This window comes from Marinococcus sp. LNHM3E3-2.2, from assembly GCF_056034385.1.
Genome location: NZ_JBQLIC010000011.1, coordinates 12,626 through 29,023, shown reverse-complemented (window position 1 = coordinate 29,023; position 16,398 = coordinate 12,626). Strand labels below are relative to the sequence as shown.

Sequence of the window (16,398 nt, the reverse complement as noted above, 5' to 3'; positions counted from 1 at the left end):
TTATACGTACAAGTTATGTTTTATCCATTGATTTCATTAACGCAATGAAACAGAAATGAGAGATTCATTCGAGTTACTAAAAATGCTTTTTAAAGGAATGAGTCAAAATGAAGCAGTCAGAAATGAAACAAGCCATTACTCAAGGCCATACTTCACTCGGAATTGAATTTGGCTCCACGCGTATTAAAGCAGTACTGATGAACAACAGCTTTGAAACAATCGCCACGGGCAGCTATGAATGGGAAAACCAGATGAAAAACGGTCTTTGGACATACCATCAGAAAGATATTATTGCTGGTTTGCAGAAGGCTTATGGTGACATGAAATCCGAAGTGGAAAGCGCGTACGGGATTACACTCCGAACTATTGGTTCGATAGGTATTTCAGCTATGATGCACGGCTATATGCCATTTGATCACACCGGAGAACTGCTCGTCCCCTTTCGGACGTGGCGTAATAATACCACCGGAGCTGCGGCCAGCGAATTAACAGATCTATTTCAGTACAATATCCCGGAACGATGGAGTATTGCCCACCTTTATCAGGCTATACTCGATGATGAAAAACATTTGCCGCGTATTCAGTTGATTACGACTTTAAGCGGATACATCCACTGGCTGCTGACCGGAAAACAGGTCATTGGAGCCGGGGATGCATCGGGGATGTTTCCAATCAACGAAACTACTCAGGACTACAACGATTTCATGCTTGAACAGTTCGACACCCTCATTACAGCAAGAAATTATTCATGGAAAATTAAAGACATTCTTCCTGAAGTTCTTACAGCCGGCGAACAGGCAGGCACCTTAACCAATGACGGCATCAAAATTCTGGATAAATCACAAAATCTACAGCCCGGGATTCCGTTTTGTCCTCCGGAAGGTGATGCCGGAACCGGAATGGTGGCTACGAACAGTGTGAAAAAACGTATCGGTAACGTTTCTGTAGGGACCTCTGTTTTTGCAATGATTGTACTGGATCAAAAAATTTCTAACACGCATCCAGAAATTGATTTAGTTACTACACCAAATGGAAATTCTGTCGCCATGGTGCATGCGAATAACTGTTCAAGTGATTTGAACGCATGGCTTGGATTGTTCCGGGAGTTTTCAGAAGCAACTGGCCAAAAGCTTGATTCCGACGAATTATTTGAAGTAATGCTGCAGAAAGCTCTCGAAGCGGATCCTGATGGCGGCGGCCTGCTCAGCTATGGTTATTTTTCCGGTGAAAATATTACAGGAATGGAAAGCGGCCGCCCCTTGTTTGTACGCTCTCCGGAAAGCAATTTCAATTTAGCTAACTTCATGCGAACACACCTCTTTTCTGCCTTCGGTGCCCTAAAAATCGGCATGGATCTTTTAACAGATAAAGAACAGGTGGCGATTGATAATGTCTTCGCTCATGGCGGCTTATTCAAAACTCCAGTGGTTGGACAGCGGATAGTTGCTGCTGCAATGAATACGCCTGTTTCTGTTATGGATACGGCCGGAGAAGGCGGAGCCTGGGGTATTGCTGTACTGGCCTCCTATATGAAGAACAAAGGCCAGGACGAGGCCTTGGAAGAATTTTTGGACAATAAGGTTTTTAACGACATCGAAACCACGGAAATCCACCCGGACCGTTCTGATGTGGAAGGCTTTGAAATTTTTATGGAACGTTATAAAAAAGGTCTCGTCATCGAACAGGCGGCGGTAGAGCATTTAACACCGGCCGAAGCAGTCAGCGAACAAGTCAAAGTAAATTAAACTATCAATAAGAAAAGAGGATACTTATGCCCGCTATCGAAAAAAAAGAATTCTGGTTCATCGTCGGTGCACAGGAGCTTTACGGAGAAGAAGCGTTAAAGGAAGTAAAGGCTCATGCCCAGCATATAGCTGATGCATTAAATAAGAGCGGTGTTTTACCTTACCCGCTTATTTTAAAAGACTTAGCAATCAATACAGATGAAATTACACGCACCATGAAAGAAGTAAACTATCGTGACGAAGTCGCGGGTGTTATCACTTGGATGCACACGTTCTCCCCTGCGAAGATGTGGATCCGCGGGACGAAAATCCTGCAAAAACCGCTGCTTCATCTAGCTACTCAATTTAATGAAAGTATCCCCTGGGAAACCATCGACATGGACTTCATGAACCTGAACCAATCGGCCCACGGGGACCGCGAATACGGCTTTATCAACGCTCGTTTAAACAAGCAGAACAAAGTGGTCGCCGGCCATTGGAAGCACGCTGATATTCAACAGGAGATTGCCCATTGGATGAACACAGCTGCAGCTTATAATGAGAGTTTCAACATTAAGGTTGCCCGTTTCGGTGACAACATGCGCAATGTGGGCGTTACAGAAGGCGATAAAATTGAAGCGCAGATTCAATTTGGATGGGTCGTCGATTACTACGGGATTGGAGACCTTGTCGAATACGTCAATCGTGTTACAGATAAAGAGGTTGATGCACTCCTTTCAGAATACAAGGACCTTTATGAATTTGATTACGGCAGCTATACAGAAGAAAAATGGAAAGACAGTGTTAAAGTACAGGCAAGCTACGAGATTGCCATTAAACGCTTCCTGGACGATGGAGGCTACAATGCTTTCACAACCAACTTTGAAGATTTACATGGAATGAAACAGCTTCCCGGCCTTGCGGTGCAGCGTCTAATGTCTCAAGGATACGGCTTTGCTGCTGAAGGAGACTGGAAAACGGCTGCGCTTGACCGTTTGATGAAGGTGATGAGCCATAACGAGGCAACAGGGTTTATGGAAGATTATATCTATGAATTAACAGCTGGGAAGGAAGCCATCCTTCAATCCCATATGCTTGAAGTAGATCCCACGCTGGCAAACCATAAACCAAAAATCGTGGTATCGCCCTTAGGCATTGGAAACGGCGAAGACCCAGCACGCTTAGTCTTTGATGGTAAATCCGGGGACGGGGTCGTGGTTTCGATGGCGGATTTTGGAACGCATTACAAGCTTCTTATTAATGAAGTTTCGGCATTTGAACCGCCTGCTCCTGCACCGAATCTCCCGGTAGCCCGTATACTTTGGAGCGTTAAACCAAACCTCCAGGATGGGATAAAAGCCTGGATTGAAAATGGTGGCGGTCACCACACTGTCGTTTCATTAAATGTAACGACAGAGCAGATTATTAATTATGCAAAGCTGGTTGGCCTGGAATACGTCGTTATTAATTAATATATTTCAGCTTAAACTATTAATATTTAAGGAGTGGGCTTTATGGAGAATCTGAAAAACCCTATTGTTTTACAAAGAGCCGATCCATTTGTTTATAAGCACCATGACGGGTTTTATTACTTTACCGGCTCGCACCCTTCCTACGACCGGATTATTTTGCGGCGCGCAGAACATCTGAATGACCTGTACGACGCAGAAGAACACATTATTTGGAGTAAACACAGCAGCGGCGCTCAGAGTCATTTAATCTGGGCCCCTGAAATTCACCGTGTGAATGGAAAATGGTATATCTATTATGCCGCTGCTCCTGACGACAACATTGATGATAATACGTTCAATCACCGAATGTTTGTGATTGAAAATGAATCAGACAACCCAATTGAAGGCGAATGGAAAGAAAAAGGTGAAATAAATACAGGGTGGAGTGCATTCGCTCTTGATGCAACCACCTTTGAACACAATGGTATCCAATATTATGTTTGGGCACAGCAGGATGTAAATATAAAGGGCCATTCAAATATTTACATTGCTGAGATGGAAAATCCATGGACTTTGGCGACTACCCCCGTTTTGCTGACTAAACCTGAACTGCCGTGGGAAGTTAAAGGCTTTTGGGTCAATGAAGGTCCTTCCGTTTTGATTAGAAACGAAAAGGTTTTTATTACGTATTCAGCAAGTGCCACTGGTATCGATTACTGCATGGGGCTGCTGACAAGTGATGCCGGGGCAGATTTATTGAATCCAAATTCCTGGACTAAAAGCCCAGAGCCAGTTTTTGAAAGCTATTCACCGAATAAACAATATGGTCCGGGACACAATTGCTTTACTGTATCTGAAGATGGCAGCAGCGACATTCTGGTTTATCATGCCCGTAATTATACTGAAATTGTCGGGGATCCCCTTTATGACCCGAATCGTCATGCGCGTGCGCAGGAAATTACATGGGATGAAAACGGTAACCCGGTATTTGGAATTCCTGTGTCGGATGACCGGTGGACTCCAGGCACGCCAACAATATTAACTAAAGAAAATTCCAATGAATAATTTATTGATCATACATGTACGTACATTGAAGGAGGTTTCCCATTGCTGGAACTATTGAAGCAGCAGGTGTGCAGCGCAAATCAGGGACTCGTTGATCATGATCTCGTTACTTTTACCTGGGGGAATGTCAGCGGATTTGACCCCGAGACAGAATTATTGGCCATCAAGCCTTCCGGGGTGCCTTATGAAGAGCTGTCTCCCGGGGATATTGTATTGGTGGATTTAAAAGGAAACGTTGTGGAAGGCGATTTAAAGCCCTCCTCTGATACTCCTACCCATATCGAGCTGTATAAAGCTTTTCCAGGTGTAAAGGGTATTGTTCATACGCATTCGGACTGGGGCACAGCCTGGGCCCAGGCTGGTAAAAGCATTCCCTGCTCCGGAACTACTCAGGCGGATTACTTTTACGGAGATATTCCCTGCACACGTCAACTAACAAAAGAAGAAGTCCGAAATGGTTATGAAAAAGAAACAGGGTCCGTCATTATAGAAGCAATGCAGGGAAAAAATCCTGTGGAAGTACCGGGAATAGTTGTTCACGGGCATGCTCCGTTTGCGTGGGGAAGCTCTCCGGAGGACGCCCTTCATAACGCTGTCGTGCTTGAAAAAGTCGCAAAAATGACCTTTCTTTCCTTCCAGCTCTCAGGTGAGCTTCCCCTTGATGACCATGTACTGCAAAAGCATTACGAAAGAAAGCATGGGGAAAACGCCTATTACGGGCAGTCTAAATAATTCCTGCTTTCAAGAGCAAGCCATGGTTTAAACAGGCTTGCTCTTTTTCACGTCTAAAAAGCTTAAAAAGGCTTACATACCTTTTGTATAATAATTAATCTATTTCGTATACCAGCTCAATGCATTCGAATACAGGATCTTATTAGTTGCTTTCTCATCAAATAAATTTTGAACCATTTCAATGTCTTCATACTTGAACGGTCTCGGCGCTCTTGTAGATGGAAGGTCTGTGCCAAACATCAAAGCCTCTGGGTTTACGTTATAAATGGAAGTTAAAGCATTCGCCACATTTAGGTCCACGCGCCCAAAGCCGGTAGCTTTCACCCGAAGGCCTTTATCCACTAATTTCAGCAGATGAGGCAGCCCTTCCTCCGACAGCCCTAAATGATCGATGGATACAGCAGGCAGCTTTTCAATAGTTGCTGCGAGTTCAGGCAGCCCTTTGGCGTCCATGTAAAGTTCAGAGTGCCAGCCCGCTGTTTCATCCACTCTCCGTGCCATGTACTCGAGCCGGGAAATATCTTCAGATCCGCCCCGCCGGATATTAAACCGCAGCGCCCTCACCCCATGGTTATGCAGCCTTAAAATTTCTTCATCACTCACACTGGACGGCAGCTGAGTTACTCCACAGAATTCGGGCCCCAGCTGTTGAAGAGCTTTTAATAAATACCCCTGATCAAACCCCTGAAACGAACCTGACACCACTGCTCCGCCCAGGACGTTGAGTTCAGCCGTATCCCTCTGATAATCGGCTGCCTCATATTCCGGAGGTATATAGCTTTGATTTTTAGTAATAGGAAAATCAAAATCAATAATGTGCAGGTGCGCATCAAACATTCTCATATTCTCCCTCCTCTTTTATCTCTCCTGAGAATATCCCGGTTCAGATTATTTGGTCAAAAAATCTCTAAATGTTCGCCCCATCTCTCCTCACACATAGTAGGCAACATAATAAACATGTAATATATTTTTGACATTATGTTAAAAATATATTACCATAAATGTAAGGAGGCCATAGATGAATGAAAGAACAAGGTGAATTAACTAATCAGCTGTCGGTATTCCGGGCCAAAAAGGGCTATTCCCAGGCAGAGGTCGCAAAGAGAATCGGTGTGAGCCGCCAGACTATTGTTTCACTGGAAAAAAATAAATACAGTCCTTCACTCAAGTTAGCTTTTGAACTGGCACACTTATTTGAAACCGGCGTGGAAGATATTTTTCAATATAATTTGAAAGGAGAGGAATAACATGGAATGGTTCTTCTATCCGTATTTAGCCGTTGTTATTTTCTCCATCATCATTTGGTTTAGGTTTCAACACGGGGAAGAAGGAAAAGATGAACGCGGCCGTAAAATTATTAACCGCTCGTATTCGATTATTTTTCCCATGTTTCTTATCGGCTGGGTCGTAGTCAGATTGATCGAGGACTTCATCATTCCACTTGACGGGGACGCCTGGCGGGACGCCATGTGGTATTTGATTACCGGGATTATGATTCTTCATTCCATCCTAATTTTTATCTTCAGGAAAATCTACTAATACTAAAACCATAAAACAGCAAACCAAAGAGAATAACATTAACAATTAATTATCTTAATTTTCGTATAATTTAATATAGTAAATGTCTTTATTGATTTTCCCGAAATGTTTCTATGCTTCATATTGTCTGCCACATTACCTGAAAAATGGTGATGTGGCTTTCGTTAACAGAAAAACTGTCCCCAATCACTAAAGGATTTAAATATTGGAGGAGCTTTACATCAACTTTTTTTGATTTATTCATTGTTTTTTCTATCGCACCAGCCTATACTTATATTACATCAAAAAAATTTGATATAAAAAGGAGATTTTTTCAATGAACTCTCCCTCTTCTTCTAAATTTGCTGCAGCTTCCCCATTCACTATCTATGAACAAAAATTCAAAGCCCTGGCCGACTATCAGCGGCTGGAAATTTTGCATCATATTACAGAAGCAGGCAGCGTGTGCGTCTGTGATTTGACTGAACGCATGAACCTGCCTCAGTCCAAGCTTTCGTATCATTTAAAAATTTTGCTCAATGCTTCACTCATCGATCGCGAAAAACACGGTACCTGGAATTACTATATGCTGAACGACCAGGCACTAAACCATCTATTGTCTGAGGAATTGTGCTGCCTTTTTCGCGAAAAATAAAAATTTATTTAAAATTAAGGAGGTTAAATCATGAAAATTCATATCGGATTAAACACCAGCAGTCTTTCCAAAGCCGTAGCGTTTTATACCAAGCTGTTTAACGAACCCCCGGTCAAGCACAAGGAAGATTACGCCAAATTTCTTCCAGCCGGCATTCCAGTAAATTTCACTCTAAACGTTCATCCCAATGTGACCGGGAACCAGGTGGAGCATTTTGGCCTGCAGCTTCCTGATGCTGACACTCTCGTCTATCATAAACAGCGTATCCAGCAGGAAGGATTTTTCGCCCGAGAGCAAACAGACACCACTTGCTGCTATGCTCTTCAGGATAAGTTCTGGGTTACAGACCCTGATGGTAACGAATGGGAATTCTTCTATACTAAAGCAGACGTTGAGACTGCCGCCAAAGAACCCGGTTGCTGCTCATCCTAGCTTCATGCTTGTCGGATCTTAACTTTCTTTCCGCCAGAACGTGGAGCAGTCTGCTTTATCAGCAATATTAAATTCGATTATATTTTTAAGTAATTCATAGTCCACCGGCTGCTCCCACGGAATGCGCACGAGCTGTTTCGTATACTCATAGCCTGTCCTCGTAATCTCTTCTGAAAATTGATCAATAGCCGTTTTTTCCGGGGCAACCGCCAGATGGCGTTTAGCTGTGCTGAAAGCAATGATAAAAGTTCCGTGATCGGTAAACATCGGCTGATTCCATGCAATTTTCGGCTCCAGCTGTGAAAATTCCTTCGCTATCCAATCCAGAACCTCTTCTGTCCGCTCTCTGTGCTCCTGATTTTCTATATTCTTCAGATACTCTGAAAAATGTTCCATGCGTCTCCCTCCCCTTGAAAAATTCAGTAATTATATAGCATTTTAAAAGATCTTCTAATGCTACTTATATTTTAACAGTTCAAAAGGGTCTAATGCCGGCTTGCTTCATAGGTATTTTTGCTATGACACTTGGGCTCAAAAAATTAAAAGAATCTAAAATAAGATATATTTTATCTCCCTTAAGTCATTCAGCTTTGAAGATGGAGCACTAATACACCGATAACAATCAACGTTAAAGATAATAGCTTTTTTCTCGTGAATGGCTCCCGGAAAAACAAGGATCCGATTGCAGCTGTAGCAGCGACCATTACGCCGGACCAGATCGCATATGCGATGCTGATATCAATATATTGGACACTCAATGTCAAAAAGTAGATACATCCTAAAAACAGAAAAAAGGAAGCAGCACTGGGCAGCTTTTTCCGGAACCCCCGGGATAATTTCACCGCCACGTTCGCTATTACAGCAAATACTAAGCTTATGATTAATAATAATGTTCCCATCACCAGGCCCCTTTATTACTTTTTTGGTTATCGGGCATATTTAGCCCAATCATGCCTGCTACAACAAATAAAACCCCCAGGGTTTTAATCGCGGATAGGTTTTCCTCAAAGAAAACGGATCCAATAAGAACTACCAGCACTGTTCCCCCTCCTGCCCATAAGGCATTTACAATTCCCAGTTCATAGTTCTCCGTAAGAATAATATAAAAACTAAGCGCTATACTATAACAAATGATGACCATGAGAGTTCCTCCCAAATTCGCAAATCCATTTGCTACCTTCATGTAGGAAGCACCCACAACTTCTAAAACAATAGCAAAACTCAGAAAAGTGTAGTATTTTAGCATAGAAGCTCCTTTTATTTTTAGAATGGATGTGTACAGATGAATATACGTATGCTGGATTATTTTCTGGCCGTCGCTCAGGAAAAAAATCTTTCCAGAGCTTCCAAAAAATTATTTATTTCTCAGCCGGCCTTAAGCAAACAAATCAAACAGTTGGAAAGCATACTTGGGTTTTCCCTTTTTGTGCGCTCCACCCATGGGATGATGCTAACCCATAAGGGAGAACAACTGTATGATGATATTGAACCTCTTGTAAATCAGCTGCACTCCCGTATGAAAAAACATACGGAAAGCAGAATTATTCATATAGGTGCCGACCCTTTACTGGCTTCGTATTATTTTCCGCAGCATATGGAGAGCTTCAGTCCTTTTCAGGTTCAGCTCACCCATATTAAGGATGATACGGTCGATTTATTGCCGCTCCTCCGTTCAGGAGATATCGACGCAGCTATTGTCCAGGATCAACCCTCGTACCACGGTCTGGCTTCTGCTTTTTTATTTCACGATGAATTTTTTGCGGCAGTCCCTGCCAATCATCCGTTAGCACAGTTCGAACGTCTTTCCATGACCCAATGCTTTCAGCATCCCCAAATATTGAGCCCCTCCACCCCTCTATACCAGCGGATCATAAGGCTTATAGATGCTTACAATGCTCCAGTTCCTTCTATTAAGGAAGTTCCTTATAATGCTATTGTGGGATTTGTTGCTCAAGGGTACGGCATTTCCTACCTTCCTTCGATGGTAGTTCAAAACGTGGACTATAGAGGAGTTGTGTTTATACCTCTTCAGGAGGCTCCCCTTCACCGCGACATGTATTTGTTTGCCACCGATCAAATCTATCTGGAAATGCTTCGGAACGGCTTCGACCTGTAATTACTATAAATGCATATGGCAGGTGCGCATAATACTTATTCTGGATGGAAATATAACCAAAAGTTATATCTTCACAAAAAAACACTTTCCCTGTTAAAAGAGAAAGTGTTCGGGCTAAAGGGAGTGCAATCCTCAGAACTACTAGCTGCTCCCTTTAATATTAATTTTTTAAACTTTATTCCTCTGCCTCCTTTTCTTCCCCGTATTCCAATATATCTCCAGGCTGACAATCCAGTGCCCTGCATATTGCTTCTAGAGTGGAGAATCGTATAGCTTTCGCTTTTCCATTTTTTAATATTGAAAGATTTGCCATTGTAATGCCGACCTTTTCCGAAAGTTCGGTTACGCTCATTTTTCTTTTCGCAAGCATTACGTCAATATTGATGATTATCGCCACTAGCTTTCACCTCAGACCGTTAAATCATTTTCAGATTTTATATCTATCGCGTGCTGAAATAATTTTTGAAGAACAGCAGCAAAGACTGCCACTACTGCCGGAGCAAATACAAAGCCTGCTCCAATCAGGATGACTCCCGGGGCGTCATCTAATTCCGCAAAAATGTAAAACAGCGGCATTCCTGCTATATACAAACCGCTGATGGCGACTGCACAATACTTAATCACTTTTAAAGCTTTGAGAGCCAATGCTGAAAATGCTTTGTTTTTGTCAATGTAATTCAATAGCTTAAATGCCTGATACAAAGCAGCAAAAAAGGGAACTGCCGCTGCATACATTACAGCTAAAATTCCGTATATAACGTAGGCGAATCCCGTTTCACTGCCCGCAGCTTCTCTCGCAATCACAGGCAGCCCAAACAAACATAAAGCAAGCACCGGCAGTCCGATACAAATGACAGCTATCTTTAAAAAGAGCGTTGAGCCTCTTTTCATCAAAAGCACCTCCCTCTTGATGCTTTTATTCTACCATTAAATATATTGATAATCGATAAATTTTTATTCCTAAACAGGTGATAATATACATATCATTCAGGACATTCATGACTACTTTGCGGAATTGTCATTAAACAAAAAATCAGGCAAGACTGAATTAACTTTAGCCTTACCTGATTAAATCAATTATTCATTTCTTCTAAACTCTCTATTATAGATGCTCTTTAATTTTTTGAATAACCTGATTGGTAGCATCTTCCCCGTCTTCTGCCCGGATTGGGTCTACTTCGATGTAATTGCTGCGGTTGGTCAACTCTTCAGCCCAACCTATAAAAACATCCTCTTCATCGTCTTTGTCCACGATAGAAATTTCCCAGTGCACGCTTTTGTCCTGACGCTTCAATTCAAAGTAATACTTTGCAATTGGCATTAATTTCGCTTCGGCCTGCCCGTCGAACTGATCTTCTAAACTTTTCGGCTGATCAGCCATAAAAATACTCCTCTCGTTTAAACACTCGCGTGCAAAATAATTTGAAGCAGCAAAAACATAACTGCTTCTCTTCGTTTATTTCCGTTTAAATGCTTCATTAATCATTGAATGTGAGAGCCTGCACGTCAAAAGCTGATTGAAATAAATCAGTACTGTTTTTATATATTACCCGGTCGATTTAGTCCAAAGCAGATAAAGATATCCCAGCTGGGCCCGTTCATATTTTACAATTTCCAGATCAGAAGCATCGACTATTCCTTTGATATTCCGGTCATGATGACAGCCGAATGATTTTAAAAATATAGGATTCAGGTGATGCTGCAGCCACCGCACACCTTTATTATTTAGTAACCCATGCTCAAGCAGCAGGATCTCTCCCTCACTTTTGCACCATTTGTTCAAGAGAGTCAACACACGAATTGGATCCTTGTAGCAGCATAATGTGCCGGTAGAAAGAATCGTATCAAATGTGTTTTCCGGAAATGATAAATGTTCTACTTCGGATAAAATAAAATCAGCATTTACTTTGTATTCTTTCGCGCCGGCTTCTGCCGCCTCAAGCATTCCCGGGCTGAAATCAACACCGGTATATTCAGCGTCCAAAGGCAGAAAAGCATAATTCATCCCTGCTCCGACAGCGATTTCCAGTGTTTTCCCTCTCGCGGCACCGCATATCTTTCTTCTCCATTTATTATCTGCTTCATATTTTCTATGCCTCTCGTGCTTATAGGCCTGCTTGTTAAATTTCTGCACCAATTCTTCATTATTCATTATCAGTCCTCCTCTTTTTGCCGTGTATTGTGGTTCAAAGATGACTGTTATTAAAATAATGAGTCTGTTACATTGATTATACTCTTTTCTATTCTTTCCGGCCGTTAAATTACATTTATTATTTCTAAAGTTGATATGCTTTCTTCTGCTGAACTAAAAACAATCCGACCCCGAGCAGCACGATCATCCCGCCGATAATCTGTAGTGCGACGACTTCTTCTCCAAGAATGAAAAACGCCAGGATAGTAGCGCCAACCGGTTCGCCCAGAATCGTCATTGAAATAGTGGATGTGTTAATAAAGTTCAACAGATGATTGTAAATGACGTGGGCAATCGTTGGAAGAATCGCAAGCAGCATAAATATCTGCCACTCTTCGGCCCCGTACCCCGTTACTGGAATACCGGAGAATGCATTAAAAGCATGAAGCGATATCCCTGCCACAAAAAATACTATAAAGCTGTACAGCCAGTGTGATACCCGCTTCACTACACGCTGGCCGATTAATAAATAAACGACCACCGCTATCACGCTCAAAAAGGAAAGCAGGTTGCCGAGTAAGGCAGAGCTGCTGCTGCGCCCAAGGTCTCCCAAACCAATAATCACTACTCCTAAAATCGACAGGCTGATCGTAATCAGCTGCGGTATGCTGACTCGTTCTTTATAAATCAAAAAGCCGCCGGCCAGCGCTACTACCGGCTGCAGGGCCAGAATAATGGTGGAGCTTGCCACCGTTGTCAGCTTTAATGAACCAAACCAGAGTGCAAAATGCATGCCAAGGAAAACCCCTGAAAAGATGAAAAGCACCCATTCCTGTTTTTTGATATTTTTAAAGTCTCGTCTTTTTAACCAGACAAAAGGGAGTAAAAACAAACTGGCAATATACATGCGGTACATGCTGAGAATCGTGGCCGGTGCTTCGGACCATTTTACAAATATCGCCGCAAAAGAAATCGCGATAATAGATATTATCAGTAAAAATGCTGTTGATTTATTCATCCTTTCTTCTCTCCATCCTTTATTATCATCTCTTTTTGTATTGACATAAAGAATCGTATCAAACGAGCGTTTAAAAATCCGGTATATAATTTCCTATTTTAAGCTACTTTTTTCCGGTGCATAAATACCTACAAATGCTTTAATAATATTTACATAATCAACCATTTTATATATTATGGTGGCATACTTAAAAGATTAGGAAGCAATGACACTTCATATAATACTGAAGGGAGAGCCTGCTATGAAGAAATCATTACCCGGCTTGATAACGCTAATCGGTATTATCGCCGTTAACTGGCTTATAGCCTTTCTTTTATCTGCAGCTTTCATTGAATTTTCGTTTTTAACCGGCCTGGCTGCCACAATTGTGATCGGCTGGCTTACTTCGTCCGGCGGCTTTTCCTCCGATGCCGTTCGTATGCAGACGCAGGGGGATACAGGTATTAGAATGGAAACAGAATCCCGCAGCGTTCTCCGTTTCTCAATGCCTTTCTTCGTCGCCCTTACATATACCTTACTTACTTTAATAATAACGATCTACTATTACCGGGATTATTTTTTATAAGTACATGATACTATCATCTCGGCCAATAATTACTCGGGCTCACATCAAAAAAGCCTCTTTTCAGCTGTTTAAACTGAAAAGAGGCTTTTAAAATAATTAAAATTATATTTACGTCATTTGCGGCTGTTTTTGATTTTTCAATCCAAGCACCTGCTCGGTAGACTTATGGATTTCCTCAATCATCTCTGGATTTTCTGACAGATTCATACCGTATGAAGGGATCATTTCTTTTATTTTCGGCTCCCATGCTTCAAGTTGCTCTGGGAAGCATTTCTCCATGATTTCGAGCATCACAGATACGGCAGTCGACGCACCCGGAGATGCTCCGAGGAGTGCAGCTATAGAGCCGTCCTCCGCGCTGATCACTTCTGTGCCGAACTGAAGGGTACCTTTACCTTCTTCGGTATCTTTAATAACCTGAACCCGCTGGCCGGCTACGAGCAGCTCCCAGTCCTCTGTTTTTGCGCTTGGGACAAATTCCCGGAGCTCTTCCATGCGCTGTTCCTTTGACTGCATTACCTGCGTGATCAGGTATTTCGTTAATGGCATGTTCTTAGCTCCCGCTGCCATCATTGTAATCAGGTTATCCGGCTTGACGGATTTCAATAAATCCATCAGGGACCCCGTTTTCAAAAACTTTGGAGAGAAGCCGGCATACGGTCCAAATAAAAGTGTTTCCTGATTATTAATATACCTCGTGTCCAGATGCGGAACAGACATTGGAGGTGCTCCGACGGGCGCTTTGCCGTACACTTTGCCGAAATGCCCGTTGACGACATCCGGATTCTGGCAGACCATAAACTGGCCGCTTACCGGAAAACCACCGATGCCCTTTCCTTCTGGAATACCGGATTTTTGCAGCAGGTGCAGGCTTCCGCCGCCTCCACCAATAAACACAAAATCCGCCTCGTGCAGCTCAAGCGTTTCTTTTTGATGATTGCGCACCTTCACTTCCCAGGTGCCGTCTTCGTTACGCGTAATATCATCCACGTCATGGTTATATTTCATTTCTACGTTATTCTTTTCAAGATGGTTAAACAGCTGACTCGTCAACGAGCCAAAATTCACATCGGTGCCGTCTGCAATTTTAGAAGCCGCTATCGGTTCTTCAATCTGTCGGTCCTTCATCATTAACGGCATCCATTTTTCAAGCACTTCCGGGTCCTCTGAAAATTCCATCCCTGAAAATAATGGATGCGCAGACATTTTTTCGTAACGCGTCCGTAAAAAGGAGACGTTATGATCGCCGCGCACATAGCTGATGTGGGGTAGAGGCATAATAAAGCCGCGTGGATTATGGATCAAATCGCTTTTCACCAGATAGGCCCAAAACTGTTTGGATACCTGAAATTTTTCATTGATGCTGATGGCCTTACTGATATCAACGGAGCCATCCGGCTGCTCGTTTGTATAATTTAATTCACATAGAGCCGCATGTCCGGTTCCTGCATTGTTCCATTCATTCGAGCTTTCTTCTCCCGGCTTTTCCAGCTTTTCAAACACTTTGATATTCCAGTCCGGGGACAGCTCTTTCAGCAGTGCACCTAATGTTGCACTCATAATGCCGGCCCCGATTAAAATGATTTCTTTTTCACCCTGTTGTTTATTCATTTCTTTCCTACTCCCTACATAATAGAAAAAGACGTCTCCTTTTGGCGGAAATCTTCCGGCCATATTTTGTTCACGTCAGGGAGGCATCTTTTCCAATAATTTTACACCAAATATAGACTATCATTATTAGACGAAGATTAAAATCATTATTATTAATATAATAACCGTTTATGAACCTAGAAAAACAATTAATATAATTCAAGACCCTTTAAAGCCTTTTTCAAGCTAAAAAAACCGAAACCGGAGAATTTCCTCCGGTTTCGGTCCGTTTATTATGATGATTAGTCGACTACTGTTACTTCAACGTCCTTACGGCCGAAGGAAAGTGCTTCGGAGTTGGTTGGTACGTGAACGTCGATGCGATTGCCGTTAATAGCGCCGCCAGTGTCTTCTGCTTTATAAGTGCCCATGCCTTCCACTTTTACAGTGGAGCCGAGTGGGATAACGTCCGGATCAACAGCGATGACGTTAGCGTCACGATCGTTGTTAAGGTTAACGCCTGTTGCCGTGATGCCGCTGCAGCCTGCACACTCAGCAGTGTATGCTGTTGCTTCCACTGTCATGGTTTCGCCGCCGCTTGTGCTGTTCGAGGACTCGGAAGTCGAAGCTCCTGCTACTTCTTCGCTGGATTCACTGGAGGACTCAGAAGATCCGCCGAGAGCTGCCTGCGTTTCTGGGCCGGCTACGCCGAAGTAGTTGCCCGCAGAAGAAGAAATACCGTTTGCTGCCTGAAAGTCTTTTACGGCGCTGAGCGTTCTTGGGCCGAATGTAGAACCAGTATTTCCGTGGAAGTAGCCTTTTTCCTTCAGCGTGTCCTGAAGCTCTGCAACAGAGGAGTTAACGTCGCCGTAAGTCATAGAACCATGGTCACCGATGGATGCGTCTGCTGCCTGTGGTGCTCCGAATACGACGCCTGCTGTAATTGCTGTACCGAATAGTGTCTTTTTCATCATAAATAATTCATCCTTTTTAATTATAATATTTGTTATTCGTCCTAATGACGAAATCCATTGAAAAGTTTACCTATATGTTTACTTGCCTTTACGTCGTCACTGCATTGATTATCATGTTGTTTTACTGCTTTTGTTTTTTGTGCCGTCTCTCAAACACAACGCTACCGATTATGCCTTGAAAAAGCACAAATGGCAATAACATTAATTTAGTTGTAATCTAACCTTAATAGTTTTTCATATTATGTAAAATTAACAGGTATTCCTGCACATATTCCACTAAAAACTGCCGTATTTTTACTCATTACTACTGAAAATATATTTAAAATATTACGCTATTATTACAATAAGCCCGTGTTCGCGTAACATTATTAGAAATAAAGAAAGAAAATACTTTTGAATTTTGCTTGTACGTGGTAAATCTATTAGT

21 protein-coding genes are annotated in these 16,398 nt (G+C 42.5%); 10 read left to right on the top strand and 11 right to left on the bottom strand.

What is annotated here, in order from left to right:
• The first annotated feature begins 107 nt into the window (after positions 1–107).
• Genes ACTRXF_RS13165 through araD form a run of 4 tightly spaced genes read left to right on the top strand, consistent with a single transcriptional unit; the run spans position 108 to position 4,972 of the window.
• Positions 108–1,745, top strand: a complete 1,638-nt coding sequence (locus ACTRXF_RS13165) for a xylulokinase (RefSeq protein WP_474279438.1) — start codon at positions 108–110, stop codon at positions 1,743–1,745.
• 26 nt (positions 1,746–1,771) lie between these two features.
• Positions 1,772–3,196, top strand: coding sequence for an L-arabinose isomerase (gene araA / locus ACTRXF_RS13160; RefSeq protein ID WP_474279436.1), 1,425 nt, complete (start codon positions 1,772–1,774; stop codon positions 3,194–3,196).
• Positions 3,197–3,238: 42 nt separating this feature from the next.
• Complete coding sequence (locus ACTRXF_RS13155; protein ID WP_474279434.1) at positions 3,239–4,240, top strand: glycoside hydrolase family 43 protein; 1,002 nt, start codon at positions 3,239–3,241, stop codon at positions 4,238–4,240.
• Between the two features lie 42 nt (positions 4,241–4,282).
• Positions 4,283–4,972, top strand: a complete 690-nt coding sequence (araD, locus tag ACTRXF_RS13150; RefSeq protein ID WP_474262266.1) for an L-ribulose-5-phosphate 4-epimerase AraD — start codon at positions 4,283–4,285, stop codon at positions 4,970–4,972.
• A gap of 99 nt (positions 4,973–5,071) precedes the next feature.
• On the opposite strand, the gene ACTRXF_RS13145 is transcribed toward araD, so the two are convergent.
• On the bottom strand, positions 5,072–5,815 hold the full coding sequence (locus tag ACTRXF_RS13145) for an amidohydrolase family protein (RefSeq protein ID WP_474279432.1): 744 nt from the start codon (positions 5,813–5,815) through the stop codon (positions 5,072–5,074).
• A 179-nt stretch (positions 5,816–5,994) separates the two neighbouring features.
• Between ACTRXF_RS13145 and ACTRXF_RS13140 the strand changes: the two genes are divergently transcribed.
• The 4 genes from ACTRXF_RS13140 (at position 5,995) to ACTRXF_RS13125 (ending at position 7,577) form a co-directional block, all read left to right on the top strand.
• Positions 5,995–6,219: a helix-turn-helix transcriptional regulator gene (locus ACTRXF_RS13140; RefSeq protein ID WP_474279430.1), complete on the top strand. Its 225-nt coding sequence runs from the start codon at positions 5,995–5,997 to the stop codon at positions 6,217–6,219.
• Between the two features lies 1 nt (position 6,220).
• A complete protein-coding gene (locus ACTRXF_RS13135) occupies positions 6,221–6,511 on the top strand; it encodes a hypothetical protein (protein WP_474279428.1) in 291 nt (96 codons plus the stop codon).
• A 316-nt stretch (positions 6,512–6,827) separates the two neighbouring features.
• The gene (locus ACTRXF_RS13130; RefSeq protein ID WP_474279426.1) at positions 6,828–7,145 is read left to right on the top strand and encodes an ArsR/SmtB family transcription factor; all 318 of its coding nucleotides are present in this window, start codon (positions 6,828–6,830) and stop codon (positions 7,143–7,145) included.
• A 27-nt stretch (positions 7,146–7,172) separates the two neighbouring features.
• Positions 7,173–7,577, top strand: coding sequence for an ArsI/CadI family heavy metal resistance metalloenzyme (locus ACTRXF_RS13125; protein ID WP_474279497.1), 405 nt, complete (start codon positions 7,173–7,175; stop codon positions 7,575–7,577).
• 18 nt (positions 7,578–7,595) lie between these two features.
• Here the strand turns inward: ACTRXF_RS13125 and ACTRXF_RS13120 are convergent, their stop codons facing one another.
• The 3 genes from ACTRXF_RS13120 to ACTRXF_RS13110 all read right to left on the bottom strand — a co-directional run bounded on the left by ACTRXF_RS13120 (position 7,596) and on the right by ACTRXF_RS13110 (position 8,823).
• Positions 7,596–7,973 carry an iron chaperone gene (locus ACTRXF_RS13120; RefSeq protein ID WP_474279424.1) on the bottom strand — a complete coding sequence of 126 codons (378 nt, stop codon included), beginning with the start codon at positions 7,971–7,973 and terminating at the stop codon, positions 7,596–7,598.
• Between the two features lie 188 nt (positions 7,974–8,161).
• Entirely contained in the window at positions 8,162–8,476 is a 315-nt protein-coding gene (locus ACTRXF_RS13115) for a DMT family transporter (protein ID WP_474279422.1), read from the bottom strand.
• A complete protein-coding gene (locus ACTRXF_RS13110) occupies positions 8,476–8,823 on the bottom strand; it encodes a DMT family transporter (RefSeq protein WP_474279420.1) in 348 nt (115 codons plus the stop codon). The genes ACTRXF_RS13115 and ACTRXF_RS13110 overlap by 1 nt, the downstream gene beginning before the upstream one ends.
• Before the next feature lie 36 nt (positions 8,824–8,859).
• Between ACTRXF_RS13110 and ACTRXF_RS13105 the strand changes: the two genes are divergently transcribed.
• On the top strand, positions 8,860–9,693 hold the full coding sequence (locus ACTRXF_RS13105; protein ID WP_474279418.1) for a LysR family transcriptional regulator: 834 nt from the start codon (positions 8,860–8,862) through the stop codon (positions 9,691–9,693).
• A gap of 175 nt (positions 9,694–9,868) precedes the next feature.
• Here the strand turns inward: ACTRXF_RS13105 and ACTRXF_RS13100 are convergent, their stop codons facing one another.
• From ACTRXF_RS13100 to ACTRXF_RS13080, 5 genes are all read right to left on the bottom strand, one after another.
• A complete protein-coding gene (locus ACTRXF_RS13100) occupies positions 9,869–10,090 on the bottom strand; it encodes a helix-turn-helix domain-containing protein (protein WP_474279416.1) in 222 nt (73 codons plus the stop codon).
• A gap of 11 nt (positions 10,091–10,101) precedes the next feature.
• On the bottom strand, positions 10,102–10,584 hold the full coding sequence (locus ACTRXF_RS13095) for a DUF2975 domain-containing protein (protein ID WP_474264196.1): 483 nt from the start codon (positions 10,582–10,584) through the stop codon (positions 10,102–10,104).
• Positions 10,585–10,795: 211 nt separating this feature from the next.
• The gene (locus tag ACTRXF_RS13090) at positions 10,796–11,074 is read right to left on the bottom strand and encodes a hypothetical protein (RefSeq protein WP_474279414.1); all 279 of its coding nucleotides are present in this window, start codon (positions 11,072–11,074) and stop codon (positions 10,796–10,798) included.
• 165 nt (positions 11,075–11,239) lie between these two features.
• The gene (locus tag ACTRXF_RS13085; RefSeq protein ID WP_474279412.1) at positions 11,240–11,845 is read right to left on the bottom strand and encodes a class I SAM-dependent methyltransferase; all 606 of its coding nucleotides are present in this window, start codon (positions 11,843–11,845) and stop codon (positions 11,240–11,242) included.
• Between the two features lie 124 nt (positions 11,846–11,969).
• Positions 11,970–12,842: a DMT family transporter gene (locus ACTRXF_RS13080; protein ID WP_474279410.1), complete on the bottom strand. Its 873-nt coding sequence runs from the start codon at positions 12,840–12,842 to the stop codon at positions 11,970–11,972.
• 241 nt (positions 12,843–13,083) lie between these two features.
• On the opposite strand from ACTRXF_RS13080, the gene ACTRXF_RS13075 reads away from it, so the two are divergent.
• Complete coding sequence (locus tag ACTRXF_RS13075; protein ID WP_474279408.1) at positions 13,084–13,407, top strand: hypothetical protein; 324 nt, start codon at positions 13,084–13,086, stop codon at positions 13,405–13,407.
• A 108-nt stretch (positions 13,408–13,515) separates the two neighbouring features.
• On the opposite strand, the gene ACTRXF_RS13070 is transcribed toward ACTRXF_RS13075, so the two are convergent.
• Entirely contained in the window at positions 13,516–15,081 is a 1,566-nt protein-coding gene (locus ACTRXF_RS13070; protein ID WP_474279406.1) for a malate:quinone oxidoreductase, read from the bottom strand.
• A gap of 218 nt (positions 15,082–15,299) precedes the next feature.
• On the bottom strand, positions 15,300–15,971 hold the full coding sequence (locus ACTRXF_RS13065; protein ID WP_474264184.1) for a 3D domain-containing protein: 672 nt from the start codon (positions 15,969–15,971) through the stop codon (positions 15,300–15,302).
• Between the last annotated feature and the right edge of the window lie 427 nt (positions 15,972–16,398).